Annotated in this window: 21 protein-coding genes; 17 read left to right on the plus strand and 4 right to left on the minus strand. The window is 56.3% G+C overall.

The window, feature by feature from the left end:
- Window positions 1–237 precede the first annotated feature (237 nt).
- Both ACIQ20_RS07820 and ACIQ20_RS07825 read left to right on the plus strand, forming a co-directional pair.
- A complete protein-coding gene (locus ACIQ20_RS07820; RefSeq protein WP_395779062.1) occupies window positions 238–990 on the plus strand; it encodes an SDR family NAD(P)-dependent oxidoreductase in 753 nt (250 codons plus the stop codon).
- A gap of 4 nt (window positions 991–994) precedes the next feature.
- The gene (locus tag ACIQ20_RS07825; RefSeq protein WP_395779064.1) at window positions 995–1699 is read left to right on the plus strand and encodes a lysoplasmalogenase; all 705 of its coding nucleotides are present in this window, start codon (window positions 995–997) and stop codon (window positions 1697–1699) included.
- On the opposite strand, the gene ACIQ20_RS07830 is transcribed toward ACIQ20_RS07825, so the two are convergent.
- From ACIQ20_RS07830 to ACIQ20_RS07845, 4 genes are read right to left on the minus strand one after another with little or no spacing between them, the layout of a single operon-like run.
- Window positions 1671–2600 carry a DMT family transporter gene (locus tag ACIQ20_RS07830; protein WP_395779066.1) on the minus strand — a complete coding sequence of 310 codons (930 nt, stop codon included), beginning with the start codon at window positions 2598–2600 and terminating at the stop codon, window positions 1671–1673. The genes ACIQ20_RS07825 and ACIQ20_RS07830 overlap by 29 nt on opposite strands.
- Before the next feature lie 12 nt (window positions 2601–2612).
- Window positions 2613–3467 (minus strand): SDR family NAD(P)-dependent oxidoreductase, encoded by an 855-nt coding sequence (locus ACIQ20_RS07835; protein ID WP_395779068.1) that lies wholly within the window; start codon window positions 3465–3467, stop codon window positions 2613–2615.
- 31 nt (window positions 3468–3498) lie between these two features.
- Entirely contained in the window at window positions 3499–3822 is a 324-nt protein-coding gene (locus ACIQ20_RS07840) for a putative quinol monooxygenase (RefSeq protein WP_395779070.1), read from the minus strand.
- On the minus strand, window positions 3819–4814 hold the full coding sequence (locus ACIQ20_RS07845; protein WP_395779072.1) for an NADPH:quinone oxidoreductase family protein: 996 nt from the start codon (window positions 4812–4814) through the stop codon (window positions 3819–3821). The genes ACIQ20_RS07840 and ACIQ20_RS07845 overlap by 4 nt, the downstream gene beginning before the upstream one ends.
- 128 nt (window positions 4815–4942) lie before the next feature.
- Between ACIQ20_RS07845 and ACIQ20_RS07850 the strand changes: the two genes are divergently transcribed.
- The 15 genes from ACIQ20_RS07850 to ACIQ20_RS07920 all read left to right on the plus strand — a co-directional run bounded on the left by ACIQ20_RS07850 (window position 4943) and on the right by ACIQ20_RS07920 (window position 17208).
- Entirely contained in the window at window positions 4943–5809 is an 867-nt protein-coding gene (locus tag ACIQ20_RS07850; RefSeq protein ID WP_395779074.1) for an isoaspartyl peptidase/L-asparaginase family protein, read from the plus strand.
- Between the two features lie 66 nt (window positions 5810–5875).
- Complete coding sequence (locus ACIQ20_RS07855) at window positions 5876–6547, plus strand: hypothetical protein (RefSeq protein ID WP_395779076.1); 672 nt, start codon at window positions 5876–5878, stop codon at window positions 6545–6547.
- Between the two features lie 224 nt (window positions 6548–6771).
- Window positions 6772–7701 (plus strand): acetylglutamate kinase, encoded by a 930-nt coding sequence (argB, locus tag ACIQ20_RS07860; RefSeq protein WP_395779078.1) that lies wholly within the window; start codon window positions 6772–6774, stop codon window positions 7699–7701.
- Window positions 7698–8420: a pyrimidine 5'-nucleotidase gene (locus ACIQ20_RS07865; protein ID WP_395779080.1), complete on the plus strand. Its 723-nt coding sequence runs from the start codon at window positions 7698–7700 to the stop codon at window positions 8418–8420. Before argB ends, ACIQ20_RS07865 begins: the two co-directional genes overlap by 4 nt.
- Complete coding sequence (locus ACIQ20_RS07870; protein ID WP_395779082.1) at window positions 8413–8730, plus strand: cupin; 318 nt, start codon at window positions 8413–8415, stop codon at window positions 8728–8730. Before ACIQ20_RS07865 ends, ACIQ20_RS07870 begins: the two co-directional genes overlap by 8 nt.
- 8 nt (window positions 8731–8738) lie before the next feature.
- Window positions 8739–9110 carry a tRNA-binding protein gene (locus tag ACIQ20_RS07875; RefSeq protein ID WP_395779084.1) on the plus strand — a complete coding sequence of 124 codons (372 nt, stop codon included), beginning with the start codon at window positions 8739–8741 and terminating at the stop codon, window positions 9108–9110.
- 102 nt (window positions 9111–9212) lie between these two features.
- The gene (gene dapD / locus ACIQ20_RS07880) at window positions 9213–10064 is read left to right on the plus strand and encodes a 2,3,4,5-tetrahydropyridine-2,6-dicarboxylate N-succinyltransferase (protein WP_395779086.1); all 852 of its coding nucleotides are present in this window, start codon (window positions 9213–9215) and stop codon (window positions 10062–10064) included.
- Between the two features lie 8 nt (window positions 10065–10072).
- Window positions 10073–10555, plus strand: coding sequence for a DUF3291 domain-containing protein (locus ACIQ20_RS07885; RefSeq protein WP_395779088.1), 483 nt, complete (start codon window positions 10073–10075; stop codon window positions 10553–10555).
- 179 nt (window positions 10556–10734) lie between these two features.
- Complete coding sequence (locus tag ACIQ20_RS07890; protein WP_395779090.1) at window positions 10735–11706, plus strand: Gfo/Idh/MocA family protein; 972 nt, start codon at window positions 10735–10737, stop codon at window positions 11704–11706.
- Window positions 11707–11734: 28 nt separating this feature from the next.
- Entirely contained in the window at window positions 11735–12889 is a 1155-nt protein-coding gene (gene dapE / locus ACIQ20_RS07895) for a succinyl-diaminopimelate desuccinylase (RefSeq protein ID WP_395779092.1), read from the plus strand.
- Window positions 12890–12944: 55 nt separating this feature from the next.
- Window positions 12945–13742, plus strand: a complete 798-nt coding sequence (locus ACIQ20_RS07900) for a hypothetical protein (RefSeq protein WP_395779094.1) — start codon at window positions 12945–12947, stop codon at window positions 13740–13742.
- 88 nt (window positions 13743–13830) lie between these two features.
- Complete coding sequence (locus ACIQ20_RS07905) at window positions 13831–14430, plus strand: DUF1214 domain-containing protein (RefSeq protein WP_395779096.1); 600 nt, start codon at window positions 13831–13833, stop codon at window positions 14428–14430.
- Window positions 14430–14984 carry a DUF1254 domain-containing protein gene (locus ACIQ20_RS07910; RefSeq protein WP_395779098.1) on the plus strand — a complete coding sequence of 185 codons (555 nt, stop codon included), beginning with the start codon at window positions 14430–14432 and terminating at the stop codon, window positions 14982–14984. The genes ACIQ20_RS07905 and ACIQ20_RS07910 overlap by 1 nt, the downstream gene beginning before the upstream one ends.
- Window positions 14984–15706 carry a DUF6445 family protein gene (locus ACIQ20_RS07915; RefSeq protein WP_395779100.1) on the plus strand — a complete coding sequence of 241 codons (723 nt, stop codon included), beginning with the start codon at window positions 14984–14986 and terminating at the stop codon, window positions 15704–15706. The genes ACIQ20_RS07910 and ACIQ20_RS07915 overlap by 1 nt, the downstream gene beginning before the upstream one ends.
- Window positions 15707–15744: 38 nt before the next feature.
- A complete protein-coding gene (locus ACIQ20_RS07920; RefSeq protein ID WP_395779102.1) occupies window positions 15745–17208 on the plus strand; it encodes a serine hydrolase domain-containing protein in 1464 nt (487 codons plus the stop codon).
- The last annotated feature ends 108 nt before the right edge of the window (window positions 17209–17316 follow it).

Genomic DNA, 17316 nt, shown 5'->3' on the forward strand with positions numbered 1-17316 from the left:
TTAATGCAATGCCCCGGTTCTGCCGCATTTGCACCCAGATCGCGCCACAAGCGGGGTCGATAACGACATTGTCGGTTGGACAGCAGAACATCTCGCAGGTTCTGGTTTCCCAACAGCCCCCCCAGCCCCCCTCCAGGGTCTGCGGACTGCAGTTCAACCGACGCACGAGTTTTTTTCCATCGACACTGCGCACTAATCTATTATCCCTTCTTTGCAGACGCAGAGAAGGGACATTTTTTGACTCAACGATTGGCTGGCCGTCGGGCCATTATTACGGGGGCAGCCTCTGGCATTGGACTAGCTACCGCGCACTTGTTTGCCAACGAGGGCGCACAAGTCCTCGCAGTGGACTTGCCGGGCGAACGGTTAGATGCAGCCTTTGAAGGTTCTACCATTCTCATGCACGGCCAATCGGTGACCGATGCGGATTCCCCCGAGCAAATCTTACAGGCAGCACGCGCCCAACTGGGCGGGGTCGACATCTTGTTCAACAATGCCGGCATTGCCACCAACAGCTTGGTGGAGCGAACCAGCGATGAGGATTGGGATCGCACGCTGGACGTGAACCTCCGCGCGATGTTCCGCCTCACCCGCGCTGTCATCCCCGACCTGAAAACCAGTCAAGCTGGCCGTATCATCAACACGGCATCTGTTATGGCTGAAGGCAGTGGTATGGGGCTTGCCGCCTACTCTGCCTCCAAGTCGGGCGTTCAAGGCTTCACGCGCGCCTTAGCAATTGAACTTGGCAAGTTTGGCGTCACCGCCAATTGGCTGCTGCCCGGTGCTATTCGAACCGGCATGACCCAAGGCCTTTGGGATAAACGGCCAGAGATTGCAGATACGTGGGCAAACAAGGCTGTTTTGCGCCGCTTGGGCGAACCAAACGATATCGCCAAAGTCGCGCTTTTTCTTGCCAGCGATGACGCGGGATTCATCACCGGCCAAGGTCTTTCCGTCGATGGTGGCCTTTCGCTGCGCGTTGGGGGCTGAGGCTATGGTGATTGATTTTGCGGAACCCATGGTTTTGTTATGGCTGTTATCGGCCGTTGCGGCAGTGCTCTATGGTCTGATCTTCAACAAGCAGGCGGCCAATCCGGTTCGCAGTTTTATGAAGACAGCTGCGGTTGCGGGTCTCGCCTTGGTCGTGTGGCAAGCACAGGGGCCAAGCTTTCTATTGTTTGCTTTGGCCGCTAGTGCGGTGGGAGACTTGGCTCTGGCGGGGCCGGGGGAGAAGCGCTTTATAGCTGGGGTAGTTGCTTTTGCTATTGCGCATGGCTGTTACATCCCGCTGTTTCTTGAGTTTGGTGCGTTCAAGGGCGGCTTGGTAGCTTGGCAAATCGCTGCTGCCCTTGCTTTGTTGCTAACCAGTGCCTTTCTTTTGTTCAGGGTCTTGTGGCCGCATCTAGGTGCCATGAAAGGCCCGCTGACCATCTACTTCCTGATCATTCTTGGCATGTGCTTTTCCGCGCTCGCTCTGCCTTCCGGCCCAAATGTCACTTATGTGGTGATCGGCGTCATCGCTTTTGCGACTTCGGATATGATTTTAGGCGTGGAAATGTTCGCTTTGAGTCCTGAATCGCCGTGGCACCGGGTCACAAGCCCGGCGGTTTGGACCCTCTATTATGGTGGGCAAGCCCTAATCACGCTGGGCATGTTGAACGAGTGGGGCTCTAGGCTGGTGGCGGGGCAGGCGGCTTGACTGAATTGGTTCGCGCATCGCGAATGGTGATGTAAAGGGTGGAGATGATGACAATCGCCGCCCCCACCATCGCCAATGCGTCGGGGATTTCGTTGAAGAAAATCACCCCAGCTCCGGCAACCAAGGGCAAGCGTATATAGTCAATCAGACCCATCAGAGAGGCGTCCCCCGTTGACAACGCCCGCACATAGCAGGATTGCGCAGCAACTCCGGCAAAGCCCATCGCGACGAGAAGGCCCATCGTCCTCAGGTCTGGCAAAACCGGGTCGAGAATGAGGAAGGGCAGACCTGCTAAAGTTGTGAACACATTGCCATAGACCACCAAGGTCAAAGACGAATGATCCTTGGTTAGGTCCTTGACGGTTACCAGAGCAAACGCAAACGCCAACGCTGAAACCAGCGCTGCCAAGGTTGCCGGATCAATGGCTGTCACATGGGCAGAGAAATCCGGCTTGGTCATCATTAAGATACCAAGGAAGCCGATCCCAACGGCGGTCCAACGCCGCCAAGCCACTTTTTCCTTCAAGATTACGACCGCCAGAATGGTCATGAATAAGGTGCGTGAAAAGCTCAACGCTTGGCTTTGCGCCAAAGGCAGATGTATGAGTGCGTAAAAACCTGCAAAAAAGCCAATCGTGCCATAGCTAGAGCGCAGCAAAAGCTTGCCGGGTCTGCTGGTCTTCCAAACCTTCGGCCCGGCCATCAAGGCAAACGGCAAAACCGCCACAACGCCTGCCAGAGAGCGCCAAAAAATCAGCATTGCAACACTGGTTGTCGAGCCAAGGCCCTTGGCCAGCACCGCCATGATCAAGAACCCGACCGCTGACCCCAACATCCAGAGCGCGCCAATGCCATTGGGCGAGAGCGGCAGTTTTTTGGCTGGGCTAGCGGTCTGATCCATCGAGTATCTGAACTAGCCTTGTGTCGTCGGCACGGCATCACCAAAGATCGAGGCCATGGGGGAGGGGGCAGCAGGGTCCCAAGCGTGGCGCGGACCGACTGTGATGCCGCCGTCAACAACCAGATGCGTCCCCGTCATAAAGCCGCCCGCATCACTCATGAACATCAGGACGGCTTCAGCAATATCGCTCGGCTGGCCTGCCCGGCTAATCGGTTGGGCCGTACCACCTTGATGGGCGATGAGAGCCGCCAATTGATCGGCTTGTTCGCGTGGCATCCCAAGGGCAGTGCCAAAGATTGAGGTAGCGATCAGGCCGGGGCAAATCGCATTGACCCGAATGTTCTTCGCACATAATTGGGCGGCTGCAACTTTGCTGAAATGGATCACCGCCGCCTTTGCTGTGGAATAGGCAATCGGGCCCCAACCCGCTTCAAGGCCTGCGATGGAGGCAGTGTTGACGATCGCGCCGCCGCCGCGCTTGGCCAGATGTGGCACGGCATGCTTGGTGCCGTAGAAGACCGAGGTAACGAGAATATCGAAGATCGCTTTCCAGTCCTTGGACTCAACCTCTTCCAAGGGGCTCATGACGCCGGCTGAGCCTGCATTGTTGAAAAGGCCGTCCACACCGCCGAAATGATCGGCGGCTTGGTCAAGAATGACCTTGACTTGGGCTTCATCGGTCACATCGCAATGGCGATAGATCAGCTTGTCTTTGAAGCGAGCCTCTAAGTTCGCCCCTTTTTCATCCTGAATGTCGGCAGCCAGAACAAAGGCACCCTCGTCAATCAAGCGCTCTACCGTGCCGAGGCCAATGCCGCTTGCAGCACCAGTCACGACAATAACCTTGTCCTTCACGCGTCCAACCATGGCTTTACTCCCTGAGTTTATGAGACACCGTCTAGAGCGGTGCTTTATTGTCGATCTCGTACGAGGTCAGATTGGCGTCGCCCAGTCCAAGATCATTCCACTTCCCACGCCAGATCTTTGTGTGATTGGCTTCGCGGTGGCGTTTGAATGAGGCCATGTCTGACCAGATTTCAAAGACGCGGATGGTCATTGGGTCAAACGCATCAACAGCATAGGTATAAAGTTCGCAGCCATCTTCGGCGCGCGATGCCGTCGACATCGCTGCCATCGCCGCCAAAACGGGCAAGGTTACACCCCGCCTTGCCCGAAAAGTCCCGGCTACAATCATAGCACCGGGAGGTTTGGGTTCTGTCATAAGGTTACAACGACCTTTCCAGTGGCTTTGCGGTCCATAAGATGACGGATCGCTTCAGCGCCCTTTTCCAATGGGAAGTGTGCAGAGACATGCGGTTTGATTTTGCCGGCCGCATACAACGCCATCAGTTCAGCGATGTTCTCCTGATTCGCCTTTGGGTTGCGCGCAGTAAATGCGCCCCAGAAAACACCAACAATCTGGCAGGACTTCAAAAGGGTGAGGTTCAGCGGAATGGAAGGAATGCCAGCTGGGAAGCCGATGACCAAGAAACGGCCTTCCCATCCAATGGCGCGCAAGCTGGCCTCAGCGTAGGCTCCACCAACGCCATCATAAATCACGTCTGCTCCGTTGGGGCCGCAGGCTTTTTTGAACAGGTCTGCCAAGGCCTTTTTGCCCTCAGCGTCAAACTCACCAGTTGGATAGACAATGCCTTCATCCGCGCCATGGGCGAGGCAGACGTCGACTTTTTCTTGGGTGGAGCAGGCGGCGATGACCTTCGCACCCATGGCTTTGCCAAGTTCAACCGCAGCAAGGCCAACCCCGCCAGCTGCACCTAGAACGAGCAATGTCTCGCCCGCCTTCAAATGCCCGCGATCCTTCAGGCCATAATGGCTGGTGCCATAGGTCATGATGAAGGCAGCGGCCTCATCAAACGGCATGGTGTCAGGGATGGGAATGCAGCGCGCGGCTGGCAAAGCAATTTTTTCTGCCAAGCCGCCCCAACCGGTCGAGCCAATCACGCGGTCACCAACTTTGAGGTGGGTGACGCCTTCGCCAACAGCCGAAACAACGCCGGACACTTCACCACCTGGCGCAAACGGGCGCTCTGGCTTGAACTGGTATTTGTCCTGAATGATTAAAACGTCAGGATAATTGATGCCAACTGCTTTCACATCGAGAATAACGTCGCCTTTGCCAGCAACTGGATCGGGCAATTCCGCCAAGCTAAGGGTCTCGGGCATACCGGGTGAATGGGACAAAAGTGCCTTCATGATGTTTCTCCTGAGCAATCTGTTTTGAAAGGCATAGCGAAGCCTGACGCTTCGCACTAGAGGATCATGTCTCATTTCTCATTTTTCTTGGGTGACCCCTCTGGCACCCAGCGCATAAGGAGCGTTTCATGGCTTGGGCATTGGCACTTCATGGCGGCGCAGGACCAGCTCGCGGTCGCACCTATGACCGGGAAGAGGCCCATATGGCGGAAGTCCTAAAACGCGGAGCCGATATGCTGGAAGAAGGCTTGTCAGCGCTCGACGTAGTTGTCTCCATGGTGCGGGAGTTGGAAGATTCGGGCTTCCACGTTGCGGGCAAAGGCGCTTCGGCCAATGCTAATGGCGAGTATGAGCTCGATGCTGCCGTGATGGACGGCGCACTTCGACGCGCTGGAGCTGTCGGGGCTTTGGTTGGTTTTCGCTCGCCGATCATGGCCGCCCGCGCCGTGATGGACGAGACCCCGCATGTGTTGCTGGTTGGCGCTGGGGCCAAGGCTTTTGCGCACGAGTTGGGCTTGGAAGAGATCGAAGACCCTGCCGCCTATTACACCCCTGCCGTTCGCCGACCGGTTGAACCCGGTGAGTTGGCCCATGGCACTGTCGGTGCTGTCGCGCGCGATATTGCTGGGCGCTTGGCAGCGGCGACCTCAACTGGTGGCCTCCTAAACAAAATGCCTGGTCGTGTCGGCGATACGCCGTTGATCGGGGCAGGGACTTGGGCCGATGAGCGTGTGGCGGTGTCGTGCACCGGCCAAGGCGAATATTTCATGCGCGCCGCCGTGGCCGCCGACATCTCCGCCCGCGTCCGCTATGGTGGGCAGACCTTGGCTTCGGCTTGCGCCGGAGCTTTGGCCGATATGGAAACCCAAGGCGGCGATGGTGGCCTGATTGCAGTGGACGCCATGGGCAATGTCTCCACGCCCTATGTCAGCGAAGGCATGAAGCGCGGGATTGCGACCCATACGGGGCGTTTTGAGGTTAAGACGTTTCGGTGAGAGGATGCGCGGCTGCTTGGATGGGGCTTGGATTGCTAACTCAAGCGCAGAGGAGGCTTTGATTTGATGACCAACAAAAAATCTATCGCCAAAATCATCGGCCTTTTGACCATCGCCGCGCTGTCGAGTTGTGATTGGGTTCCGAAAGCGAGCGATAAAGGTACGACCGAGAACCAAGTGCCGACCGGTACCGTTTATGAGTCCATGCACAATGGGTGGATTTGGCGCGTTGATGAGGCTCGCGTGCGGATGATGCGGAGTTCCTGGGACTTCGGTCCGGAGGATGACGACGTCTCCTTACGATATGAGCTGACGACCTGCGACCCCAGTTTTCCGGAGTCAATTTGCGTTAGAGGTTGGCCGGTTCCTTTGACGTTTCAAGGGACCAAATTTAACTTCTCCAATCAGCAGCAAGACCCAAAATTTTTAAAATTATACAATATTTTCTTCAAAAATGGCTCTGCAGACTGTGTTCGCTTAAAGTCGCAGTGGGAGACCCCTGAGACCCATGGTGAAAAAGGTTTGTGGCTTAGCTATGCGGTATTCTGCAATGGACAAGGATATACGACGTTGAGCCTAGTCAAAGTGACCACCAAAGAAGGCAATATGGTCCAATCCTCGCCGGAGTCTGATAATCTGGTGCTTACGCAAGGACGGGGGTTGAGATCGGAATGTCGATTTGAGCCGCCAAAGGGCACCTCTCAGACTCCAAAAGGATTGATTAAGTTCACCTGCTGACACACAAAACACTGATCGAAACTGTGCAGCTTCACGACGCGCCGCCATTGCTAGCCATGATTTGGATCACAGACGTGCTCCAACAAAGTTGCCTCGCGATCACATCGCCGCCGCGAGACGACACATACATCCGCATGCCTCAAACGCCCAAACAGCTTGGCGTGAGGGGCAGAGCCCGCTAAAGCGATCACCCTGCCTATGAGCCCTTTGGGAATCTAACGCCTATGACTGCCGACACTGCCGCCGCCAGCAAAGCTGAGACCGCTTTTGCAACCGCCAAAACCTTGGCTGAGGCGCTCCCCTTTATCCAGCGCTATGACCGCGAGACGGTGGTGATCAAATATGGTGGCCATGCGATGGGCGATGAGGCGACTGCCCAGCGCTTTGCGGCCGATGTGGTCTTGCTCAAGCTTGTTGGCATTCACCCCGTTGTTGTGCATGGCGGCGGGCCGCAGATTAGCGCCATGCTGAACAGGGCTGGGGTGAAGTCTGAGTTTGTTGACGGCCTGCGAGTCACCGATACGGCCACGATGGAAATCGCCGAAATGGTGCTGTCGGGCGCGGTCAATAAGCAATTGGCGCATTTGATCACCCAAGCAGGCCGCGAAGCCGATGTGCGCGGCGTTGGCCTATCGGGCAAGGATGCACGCCTATTCACGGTCGAAAAAGTTGTTCGCACCCGCAAAGACCCTGAAAGCCGGATCGAGCAAGTGGTCGATCTGGGCTTTGTCGGCGATCCAAAGGAAGTCGACGCCCAATTGGTCATGACCTTAATCAAGGCAGACCAAGATTATGTGCCGGTTGTTGCGCCCATTGGTGTGGACCCCTCTGGCGCTACCTTCAACATCAATGCAGATACGGCGGCTGGGGCTCTGGCTGGCTCGCTCCTCGCCAAGCGCTTCTTATTGTTGACCGATATTGAAGGGGTGAAGGATGGCAATGGCAATCTGATCCCTGAAATGACGATTGCGGACGCGCGGGCCTTGATGGCGTCTGGCGTTGCGAATGGCGGGATGATCCCTAAATTAGAGACAGCTATCACAGCCATTGAATCGGGCGTGGAGGCCGTGGTTATTCTCGATGGCCGCACGCCCCACGCGATCCTCAACGAACTTTTCACTGACTCAGGTTCTGGAACCCTTATTCGCTCATGACCACGCGCCCCCTGACCCGACTTTATGAGGCCGAAGATTGGGTCTTTGATCTCGATAATACGCTTTATCCCGCTGAATGTGATTTATTCGCCCAAATCGATGAGCGCATGACCGAATTTGTCGGCAGCTATTTGGGCCTCGACTATGATGCAGCGAAAGCCAAGCAAAAGCATTATTACACGACCTATGGCACGACGTTGAACGGCATGATGCGCGAGCATGCTATGCCCGCCAGTGCCTTCCTCGATTATGTCCATGATCTAGACTACAGCCCCGTCGTGCCCGCGCCGAAACTGCGGGCGGCAATTGAGGCGTTGCCGGGCCGCAAAATGGTATTCACCAACGGCTCTCGTGGCCATGCAGAGCGCACGCTGACGGCTTTGGGCCTAGACAACGTCTTCCACGATTTGTTTGACATTGAGGCCACCGGCTATGTGCCTAAACCCAAGCGCGAAGCCTTTGATGTCCTGATTGACCGCCATGTGGTTGAGCCAACCAGAGCGGTGATGGTTGAGGATTTGTCGCGCAATTTGCTAACCGCCCATGATCTAGGTTTTTCCACCATCCTCGTCTGGTCTTGGAAGGACTGGAGCCATGAGCCCGTGGATGGTCGCCCTGCAGGACCCGTCGATGAAACGCCCGATCATGTGCATCACATGACCAATGACCTGACCGCTTTCTTGGAAGCTGTTGTAGACGCTGGAAATCAACATGGCTGAGATCCATCAAGACATCACCCAGTTTACCGCAGACCGCGCTTGGGGCGCGCGTGATTTGGCCGAGATTGCGGGGGCCACAGTCCGCCTGCATTGGACGGACAAGCCTTACATCTGGCACACCAATACAGGCGCGGAAGTTTTTATGGTCGTCGATGGCTATGTCGATATGTCTTATCGCACAGATGGCATCGAAAAGACCGTACGCCTTGGCCCGAATGATGTTTTTGTGGCCCAAGTGGGCGATGAACATATTGCTAGCCCCGTGGGAGCCGCCCGGATTTTGGTGGTTGAGGAAAAGGGTTCGATTTAGGTTCGCCTATGCATCATCTGCACGACCCCTTGGCCCCCGCCGCTGAGCCCATCAGCTTCGATGACTTTTTGAAGGTCGATATTCGCGTCGGCACGATTGTGTCGGCAGAGGTTTTTGAGGCTGCGCGTAAACCATCCTATATTTTAATGATCGACTTTGGTCCAACTTTGGGCGTGAAGAAGTCTTCTGCCCAGATCACCACCCATTATCGCCTCGAAGAATTGATCGGTCGCCAAGTCGCAGCGGTCGTCAATTTCCCGCCGCGCCAGATTGGTCCGATCCGTTCAGAGGTGCTGACTTTGGGCTTTCCTGATCCAAATGGTGAAGTCGTGCTCTTTGCACCCGATCAAACTGTGCCGAACGGTGGGCGTTTGTTTTAATTGTTTCGGTCAGTTATGACGCAAGCGATTGCGTGACACTTCAAGCACAGGCATAGCAAAAGATCTTATGGCCAAACCCGCTAGCTGAAAATGACCACGCTTATGACTGATCTGAACCACCTTGAAGCCACCATTGACGCCGCGTGGGAAGACCGGACCACCATCTCGATTGAGACGACTGGGGCCGTCCGCGATGCGGTGGGGGAAGCTTTGACTTTGTTAGATCAAGGTGTTGTGCGCGTTGCTTCGCGTGGCGCTGACGGGCAATGGACCACCCATCAATGGCTCAAGAAGGCCGTGCTTTTATCTTTCCGGCTCAATGATAATTATTTGATCGACCCAGAGCATGATCCCCGTCCCGTGCAACATGCCGGGCGCGCCTTTGATAAAGTGCCGCTGAAGACGGCGCGTTGGCTAGAGGCTGATTTCCGCGAAGCAGGCTTCCGCATGGTGCCAGGTTCGGTTGTACGCCGGGGCAGCTTCATCGCGAAGGGCGCAGTCCTGATGCCCAGCTTTGTGAACATTGGGGCCTATGTCGGCGAAAACACCATGATTGATACGTGGGCCACAGTTGGTTCTTGCGCTCAGATTGGGGCCAATGTCCATATTTCGGGCGGCACCGGCATTGGTGGCGTGTTGGAGCCTTTGCAGGCGGGGCCTGTGATCATCGAAGACAATGTGTTCGTCGGTGCGCGGTCCGAGGTCGCTGAAGGCGTCATCGTTCGCGAAGGTGCCGTGATCTCCATGGGCGTCTTCTTGGGTGCTTCGACCAAGATCATTGATCGGGCAACTGGCACCGTCTATCGCGGCGAAGTACCATCCTATGCCGTGGTTGTGCCGGGCTCTCTGCCTGACCCTAAAGGGGGCCCTAGCTTGTCATGTGCGGTCATCGTCAAGACCGTCGATGCGCAAACCCGCTCCAAAACAGGTATCAACGAGCTATTACGCGATTAGGACACACGATGTTTCCTCACCCTGAAGGGCATTATCTAGCCCAGATCAATGTGTCCCTCGCGCGTTATGATCAGGATGACCCGCGCTTTGCAGGCTTTACGAGCCGCATCGACGCTGTGAACGCGATTGCAGAGCGGGCTGAGGGATTTGTTTGGCGGCTTAAGTCTGATGCCGGCAGTGCCATGGACATTCGCGCTTCAGAAGACCCGCGCTTTTTGATCAATATGAGCGTGTGGACATCAGCGCAGGCTTTAGAGGACTTTGTGTGGAAGACGGCGCACGTCAAAGTTTACAACCAGAAAGCTGAATGGTTTCCTTCCCTTGGCACCGTCCATATGGCCTTTTGGTGGGTGCCAATTGGCCATATTCCCGCCTTTGACGACGGCATGGCGCGCCTAGAAGTATTGCGAGCCAATGGCCCGAGTGAAGTGGCGTTTGGATGGGAGAGCCTGCCTCAAGTTGCTGAATGGCGTTCCAAGCGCTGCGGCTAGATTTGGTTTTCTCAGTAATGCAAAAATACTGAGCCATTTTTACAATTATCACGTTTTCGTGATGTGCTGGGCTTGACCGAGTCTCATTCCAAACGAAATTGGCAGTCTTGCGTTTTTATCGATTCGGATGAAAACTTGGACTTATAGTAGGCGTAGCCTTTTTTATGAATTGGCAGTAAATGGCTCTTCGGTTCGCTATTCTGGGTGCAGCGCGCATCGCTAAAGCTGCGTTGATTGATCCCGTTTCAGAAAATCCAGATGCAACTCTGGTAGCGATTGGGGCATCAACGCGAGAGCGCGCGCTTGAGTACGCCATGACGCATACAATTCCCAATGCTGGGGCCTATGAAGAGGTGGTCGCGCGCGACGATGTCGACGTCGTCTATAATGCTTTGCCGCCAGCGGGTCACTTCGAGTGGAGCCTGAAAGCCCTTGAAGCGGGCAAGCATGTCCTATTGGAAAAACCGGCGACTGTGAACGAGGCTGATGCGCATGCCTTGGTGGAAGCCGCAGACAAAGCTGGTAAGCGGTTGATCGAGGCGTTTCATTATCGCTGGCATCCCTTGTTCAATCGGGCGATGGAGATTGTTCAATCCGGTCAGTTAGGGGAGCTCGTGTCAGCAGAGGCGGAGTTTTCTGCGCCTATCGTCCGCAGGGCGCAGGAATTTCGATGGCAGGCCGTACAAGGCGGTGGAGCCTTAGCCGATCTCGGCTGTTATCCTGTAAGCTGGTTGCGCCAATTGGCAGGGGAGGAGCCTGAGGTAACAGCGGCCCATCAAGATCTTGAGCCTGATGGAACAGATCGACGCACCACGGCGCATTTTTCGTTTCCAAATGGTCTTCAAGCCGACGTAATCTGTGACATGGACCCCGTCGGCGGCCGCAAGCCTCCACGGCTAGAGCTTGTTGGGACAAAAGGCCGACTTGATATCGATAATCCGCTGGCACCCCAATATGGCTCAGAATTGATCCTGACCGCAAATGGGCAGAAAACACGTGAAACCTTCCCGCGGCGGCCATCCTACGCTTACCAGTTCGACGGTGTTGTCGACGCCATTCTGACCGGAAAACCAGTTTGGACCGAAGGGACGGACTTGATCGCGAATGCAGTGGCCATGGCTGCGATCCGCCGGGTAGCGACCACTGGCTAGAGCCACCAATCTGCCCTAGATTGATGGCATGACCGCAAACACCATCGACCCCATCCGTCTTGCCTGCGACTTGATCCGCAAACCCTCCGTCACGCCGGCTGATCTTGGCGCGCTCGACGTTGTTCAAAAGGCGCTGGAAGGGCTTGGGTTTGGGGTCAAACGCTACCTCTTCGAGGATATCGACAATCTGTACGCCCGCTTTGGTACGGTTGGGCCAAATTTCTGTTTCGCTGGACATACTGATGTGGTCCCGACGGGGGACTTGGCCCAGTGGAAGGTCGATCCGTTTGAGGCGGCGCTGCAAGACGGGTTGCTGATCGGGCGAGGGGCTGCCGATATGAAAGGCGGCATCGCAGCCTTTATCGCGGCCACGGCCCGCTATTTGGAAAAGCACCCAAAGCCCAAGGGCTCCATCTCTTTCCTGATCACCGGGGACGAAGAAGGGGTGGCTTTGCATGGGACCAAGAAACTACTTCAAGCCATCACCGCTGAAGGAGAGGTTCTGGATCAATGCTTGGTAGGCGAGCCGACCAATCCAGACGCCATGGGCGATATGATCAAAAATGGTCGCCGTGGCTCGCTCAATTGCTCGGTCACGGTCACCGGTACTCAGGGCCATGTCGCCTATCCCCACAAGGCCGCAAATCCTGTGCGCGCATTGATTGGTTTATTGCACCAAATCCAGAGCCATAAATTGGATGACGGGGCCGAAGGCTTCCAGCCTTCTAATCTGGAAGTTGTGACTATGGATGTCGGCAATCCTGCGACCAATGTGATCCCAGAAAAGGCGACTGCTCGCTTCAATATCCGCTTCAATACAGCCCACACTGGCGAAAGCCTCTCCAACTGGCTGCAGGCCGAAGCCCAGCGCGCGCAAGTTGGGTTCAACGGCAAGATTGATCTGTCCATCATGGTTTCAGGCGAAGCCTTTTTCACCCCGCCCGGCCTTTTGACCCACCTTATCCAAGAGTCCTGCGAGGCGGTGACTGGCCGCAGGCCCGAATTGTCGACCACGGGCGGTACATCGGATGCGCGCTTCATCAAGGATTATTGCCCGGTGTGTGAGTTTGGCTTGGTTGGCGCGACTATGCACCAGGTCAATGAACGGGTGGAAACCCGCGATATTGAGACCCTGACGGACATTTATGAAGGCGTGTTGGCGCGCTATTTTGATCGTGTCTGAGGTCCTTGCTAGGATCCGATTTCACAAACAGGCAGAGTCACGTCATCACTAAGTCATGGCGCGCACACCTCTCCTTTTGAACCCAAAGTTTCTCCTACAGAATTTGCGTGATGGTTTTGACGCGGCCAAGGCGCGCACGGGTCATGAAGGGGGATTGATCGCCTTGTCGGCGGGCGGGCTGATCTTGGCCTTTTTCTTGCTCGCCTTGCTCGCACCTTTGGCGCTCAATGCGCCAGATTTTGTGTCGTACGGCGCGGGGGCTTTTGTCCTGTTGCTGGTTTTGGCCTCAACGGGGGCGGGGGCCGTTGCGCTATGGCGGTTGATGGTGGCGGGCGCGCGTGAGGGTGGTGGCGGACCGGTTCAAGCCACGGCCATCGTCAATGACGCCGCTATTCAAGCCGCCTTGTCAGACGCCGAAGATGCCGGTCTGCGCGCGCTTGGGCCTCGCGACGCACAAGATGCGATGACGGGGCGAGTACAAGGTCTGGCTATGGCCGCGGTTCAATCCGGCGGACAGGTTTTCCTTGTTATTCGGCTGAAGCAAGCGGTCCCCCTCAGTCTGATCTTTGCCCCTAAGGCCGCACCTTGGCCCTTTGCCTTGCCATCCGATGGCACCCTCACCCCTGTGCCTGCTCCCGGTGGTGTGGATGGCTTGGCATGGGCAACAGACCGCGACCCAGCCCTTGTCTGGTCAGCCCGGCTTGGGCCTGCATTGGCGATGTCTGCGGCAGGCGGTGAGGCCCCGTTCTTAAGCTTACGCGCAAAAGCGCTTGTCCTGCGCTGGGATCGTGGGGACGTTGGCACCGCGGCCTTGATCGGACGAGAGCTCTGCCTCGCTATCGCCAAGTCTTGAGCCGCACTCAGAAGTGCAAAGAGCCCCTATTCTTTCCTGCCCAGTTGCTTAAGCTGACCCCAAGACTAAAAATCAGGGGAGGGTGCCTATGTGGCGGTGGCTTATCTGCGGCGTCTTGGGCCTAGGGTTTGGTGTGGGCTCAGCGCTCAGCATTTCTGGCGGTTTGTTTAGCGACGCCAAGCTTGTGTCAGGTCGCTGGTCGACTGATCCCACTGTAGGCGCAGCTGCGGCTAACCCTTGGCTTCGTGCCACGATTGCGCGCGTAGGCCTGTTGGCGCTGACGAAGGAAGAAACGGTCTACTTCAACCGCGATGTCGATGATGATGGGGCGAAATTGGTTGAAGGCTGCACCTATGCCCTCAGCGGTGAGGCGATCCCGACGCGTTGGTGGTCGATCACGATTTACGGGGCCGATCAGATGTTGCCCGTCAATACCGATGGGGCGAGCTCGATCGATGCCACGCGCGCGCTTGTCGCGCCTGCAACAACTTGGACTGGGACATTAAGCGCGACACGGCCAGCAACCCCCGGCCCTTGGCTGTCCAGCAAGGGCGGCGGCACCTATTCTTTGACGATCCGCCTTTACAACCCGCAATCGGTTGAGAAGTCGGCCCTGCAGGCCTTGAAGCTTCCAAGCATCAAAAAAATTTCCTGCACCCAAACTCCAGCAATAGGGGGGGCAAACTAATGGCTCAAGACAAAAAGAAGCCCGGCTGGCTGAAGCCTCTAGCCTTTGGTGCGCTGCTCGCGGTTCTGGGACATTTATTGACCATCGGCCTCATCCCAAGTGTGATCATGAACATCGCGATGAAGCGTATCGCCGAAGCCTCTGGTGGAATTAATCGCCTCGCTCATGGCAATATGGTCACCCCGCAAAACCAGCAAATCGTGCGTTCGTCACCCGATCTCGCATACTCGACTTGCGCCCTTGACCTTACAAAGGGGCCGGTTCGGGTGTTTATCGGTAAAGGTGCAGACTACACCTCAGCGGCTTTCTATGCCGGCAATACGGACAATGTCTTCACCCTGAATGACCGCAAGATCGGGCCAGAGGGGGCCCGGATTATGGTTGTCTCTGCGCGCTCACCCATTGCGGCAAAGTTGGGGGAAGTCGTGGTTAGCCTGCCGAGTGACAAAGGGCTCTTGCTAGTCCGCCGTCTGGCACCAAGCGCGGAGGCGTTCAAGCGTGTGCAAGCTGAGCGTGCTCAAGATTTTTGTCGCACTGTTACAGACGGGATGTGATGGGCGATCTGCAGCAATTTCCGGTCGAGGTTTTTGAAACGCATGGGCGTTCGGCACAGGTGTATCACTTTGGGCAAGAGCCCATCAAAGTGGTCGTGTTGGATGATTATCTGCCTGACCCTGAAGCGATTATCGATTTGGCTGTCAACGGGCCAAGCTTTGCACCAAATGGGCCGTTCTATCCGGGGATCCGCGCGCCTGTGCCGCCGTCATCCTTTCAAACCCTATTGGGTCCGCTATCGGAAATCCTGCCCCGCTGTTTTGACTATACGGGTCGAGCCGGTCTGAGAGAAAGCAATTTCTCCCTTGTGACCACGCCCTCAGAGCAGCTTCAGCCGATCCAGCGCTTGCCGCACTTCGACAGCCTCGAATATGGCCGCGTCGCTGCCCTTCTCTATCTTTGCCAAGGCGAGAACCAAGGGGGGACGGCCTTTTACCGGCAACGCAGCACTGGGTTTGAAAGCGTGGATGCAGGCCGCTTTTCAGCCTTTGAAGCAGCGCTTAATGCTGATGTGGCAAGGCTCGGCCTGCCGGATGCCGCCTATATTGACGAGAACAGCCCGATTTATGAGATGATAGGCGGCGTTGAGGCGCGCTTTAACCGCATGATTGTTTATCTCAGTTCCAGCCTACACTGTGCTTCTATTCCAAAAGAATTTGTTTTTGATCCAAATCCAAGCACGGGACGGCTGACGGTAAATGCGTTTTTAGGTATGGATTGAGGACAGATTGGCCTGTCTATAGATTTAGGATGGATTATATGGTTTCGCGTCGCACCTCGCTACAGTCGTTGGTTGCTTCCATTCCTTTTGTTGCCTCGCTGTTTGGGCCTTTGAAATCAGCACAAGCAAAGCCTGCCGCCGGCTTGCTAGGTCGTTGGGGCGGGCAATTGGTTGCGGGCTCCACGACGCTGCGACTGGTCTTGGTGGTGCAAGACGGGCAATTGCCGATCCTTTATTCGGTTGATCAAGGTAACCAGCCGATCCCCGCCGATGCCGGCACGGTCAGTGAAACGGCGCTGGATGTGACCTTTTCCGCTATCAAGGGCCGCCTCATGCTTAAACTATCTGACAAGGATCTTTTGGAAGGCACGTGGTCGCAAGGCGGCGCGCTGCCGTTGACCTTGTCGCGCTTGGCAGAAGGTGCCGTCCCGGAAAAAAGCGCTCTCAAGGACCTCGGTGATCTATCCGCAGAAGTGAAAGCGGGCCAAACCAAGTATCAAATCCCGGCCCTGGTAGGTGGGTTCCAGCTCTTACGAGGAAAAGCTCAAGAAGGCCGTGAAGTTGTTGCCGGAACTTTGACTGTGACCGACCAGACGCGCGTGCGCGAAGGCCAGCTTTGGCATGTGGGGTCCATTACCAAATCCATGACCGCGACTTTGGTTGCCCGCCTTGTGGAGCGTGGGCTGCTTTCTTGGGATATGAAATTGGGAGATGCCTTCGGCACCCTCGCGCCCGATATGCTGCCAGCCTATCGCGACCGGACGCTGGCCCATTTGATGACAGGTCAGACCGGCATGCCAACCAATTTGTCGCCCTTCGACATGATGGCCCAGTCTGGTGCCAATTCACCTAGGGACGGCCGTGCGACTTGGGTTGCGAAAGCCTTTGCTCTGCCGCCTCAGAGCGGCATGGTTTATCCCAACAATGGCTATGTCTTGGCCGGAGCCTTGTGCGAGGCCGTCACGGGTAAAGCGTATGAGGACTTGATGGTCGAGGAGGTCTTTAAGCCGCTGAAGCTTTCCACTGCTGGCTTTGGTCCGCCAGGGCAAGGCAATCCTCAAGGTCACCGGAAAGCCTTGCTGGGTGGCCGCTTAATGGCTGTCGGGTTCAGTGCGGGGGCGGATAATCCCGCTTCGATGGCCCCAGCGGGTGGCGTCCACATCTCTATCCCAGACCTTCTCGCTTTTGGCCTCGCGCATAGCCTAGGCCACCAAGGCCAGCGAACGGATTACCTCAAGACAGAAACCTGGCGCGCTCTGCACACGCCGCCACCTGCAGCCAATTACGCCTTTGGTTGGGTGGAGCGTGAGGACGGCAGTCTCTGGCACAATGGGTCTAATACGTATTGGCTGGCGGAGTTGAGTTTTGATCCTGAGAAGCCAGTGGCCATCGCTGCGGCAGCCAATCGTTTCGATGCAGGCGAAGCGCTGGGGCGGGTCATGGCCGCAGCGTCGGCCGAAGCCATGACCCGCTTGGCTAAGAGTTATACCAAGCTGCATTGATCATAACCCATGTGCCCATTTGCGCCGACCAATGGTCATGATGTGCCATGGCTGATCGATGAGCTTGTTCCATGCCTCGCAGCAATGGTCGACGATGTTATCGTAGGA

The sequence above is a fragment of the Aquidulcibacter sp. genome (assembly GCF_044346625.1).
Lineage (GTDB): Bacteria > Pseudomonadota > Alphaproteobacteria > Caulobacterales > Aquidulcibacteraceae > Aquidulcibacter.

What these genes read in the sequence shown, in the direction of transcription:
- ACIQ20_RS07855 (WP_395779076.1), top strand. Translation starts at nt 5,876, where the DNA reads ATGACCAACAAAAAATCTATCGCCAAAATCATCGGCCTTTTGACCATC.
- ACIQ20_RS07890 (WP_395779090.1), top strand. Translation starts at nt 10,735, where the DNA reads ATGGCTCTTCGGTTCGCTATTCTGGGTGCAGCGCGCATCGCTAAAGCT.
- ACIQ20_RS07905 (WP_395779096.1), top strand. Translation starts at nt 13,831, where the DNA reads ATGTGGCGGTGGCTTATCTGCGGCGTCTTGGGCCTAGGGTTTGGTGTG.
- ACIQ20_RS07910 (WP_395779098.1), top strand. Translation starts at nt 14,430, where the DNA reads ATGGCTCAAGACAAAAAGAAGCCCGGCTGGCTGAAGCCTCTAGCCTTT.
- dapE (WP_395779092.1), top strand. Translation starts at nt 11,735, where the DNA reads ATGACCGCAAACACCATCGACCCCATCCGTCTTGCCTGCGACTTGATC.
- ACIQ20_RS07885 (WP_395779088.1), top strand. Translation starts at nt 10,073, where the DNA reads ATGTTTCCTCACCCTGAAGGGCATTATCTAGCCCAGATCAATGTGTCC.
- ACIQ20_RS07865 (WP_395779080.1), top strand. Translation starts at nt 7,698, where the DNA reads ATGACCACGCGCCCCCTGACCCGACTTTATGAGGCCGAAGATTGGGTC.
- ACIQ20_RS07835 (WP_395779068.1), bottom strand. Translation starts at nt 3,467, where the DNA reads ATGGTTGGACGCGTGAAGGACAAGGTTATTGTCGTGACTGGTGCTGCA.
- ACIQ20_RS07850 (WP_395779074.1), top strand. Translation starts at nt 4,943, where the DNA reads ATGGCTTGGGCATTGGCACTTCATGGCGGCGCAGGACCAGCTCGCGGT.
- dapD (WP_395779086.1), top strand. Translation starts at nt 9,213, where the DNA reads ATGACTGATCTGAACCACCTTGAAGCCACCATTGACGCCGCGTGGGAA.
- ACIQ20_RS07825 (WP_395779064.1), top strand. Translation starts at nt 995, where the DNA reads ATGGTGATTGATTTTGCGGAACCCATGGTTTTGTTATGGCTGTTATCG.
- ACIQ20_RS07830 (WP_395779066.1), bottom strand. Translation starts at nt 2,600, where the DNA reads ATGGATCAGACCGCTAGCCCAGCCAAAAAACTGCCGCTCTCGCCCAAT.
- ACIQ20_RS07840 (WP_395779070.1), bottom strand. Translation starts at nt 3,822, where the DNA reads ATGACAGAACCCAAACCTCCCGGTGCTATGATTGTAGCCGGGACTTTT.
- ACIQ20_RS07875 (WP_395779084.1), top strand. Translation starts at nt 8,739, where the DNA reads ATGCATCATCTGCACGACCCCTTGGCCCCCGCCGCTGAGCCCATCAGC.
- argB (WP_395779078.1), top strand. Translation starts at nt 6,772, where the DNA reads ATGACTGCCGACACTGCCGCCGCCAGCAAAGCTGAGACCGCTTTTGCA.
- ACIQ20_RS07915 (WP_395779100.1), top strand. Translation starts at nt 14,984, where the DNA reads ATGGGCGATCTGCAGCAATTTCCGGTCGAGGTTTTTGAAACGCATGGG.
- ACIQ20_RS07900 (WP_395779094.1), top strand. Translation starts at nt 12,945, where the DNA reads ATGGCGCGCACACCTCTCCTTTTGAACCCAAAGTTTCTCCTACAGAAT.
- ACIQ20_RS07845 (WP_395779072.1), bottom strand. Translation starts at nt 4,814, where the DNA reads ATGAAGGCACTTTTGTCCCATTCACCCGGTATGCCCGAGACCCTTAGC.
- ACIQ20_RS07870 (WP_395779082.1), top strand. Translation starts at nt 8,413, where the DNA reads ATGGCTGAGATCCATCAAGACATCACCCAGTTTACCGCAGACCGCGCT.
- ACIQ20_RS07920 (WP_395779102.1), top strand. Translation starts at nt 15,745, where the DNA reads ATGGTTTCGCGTCGCACCTCGCTACAGTCGTTGGTTGCTTCCATTCCT.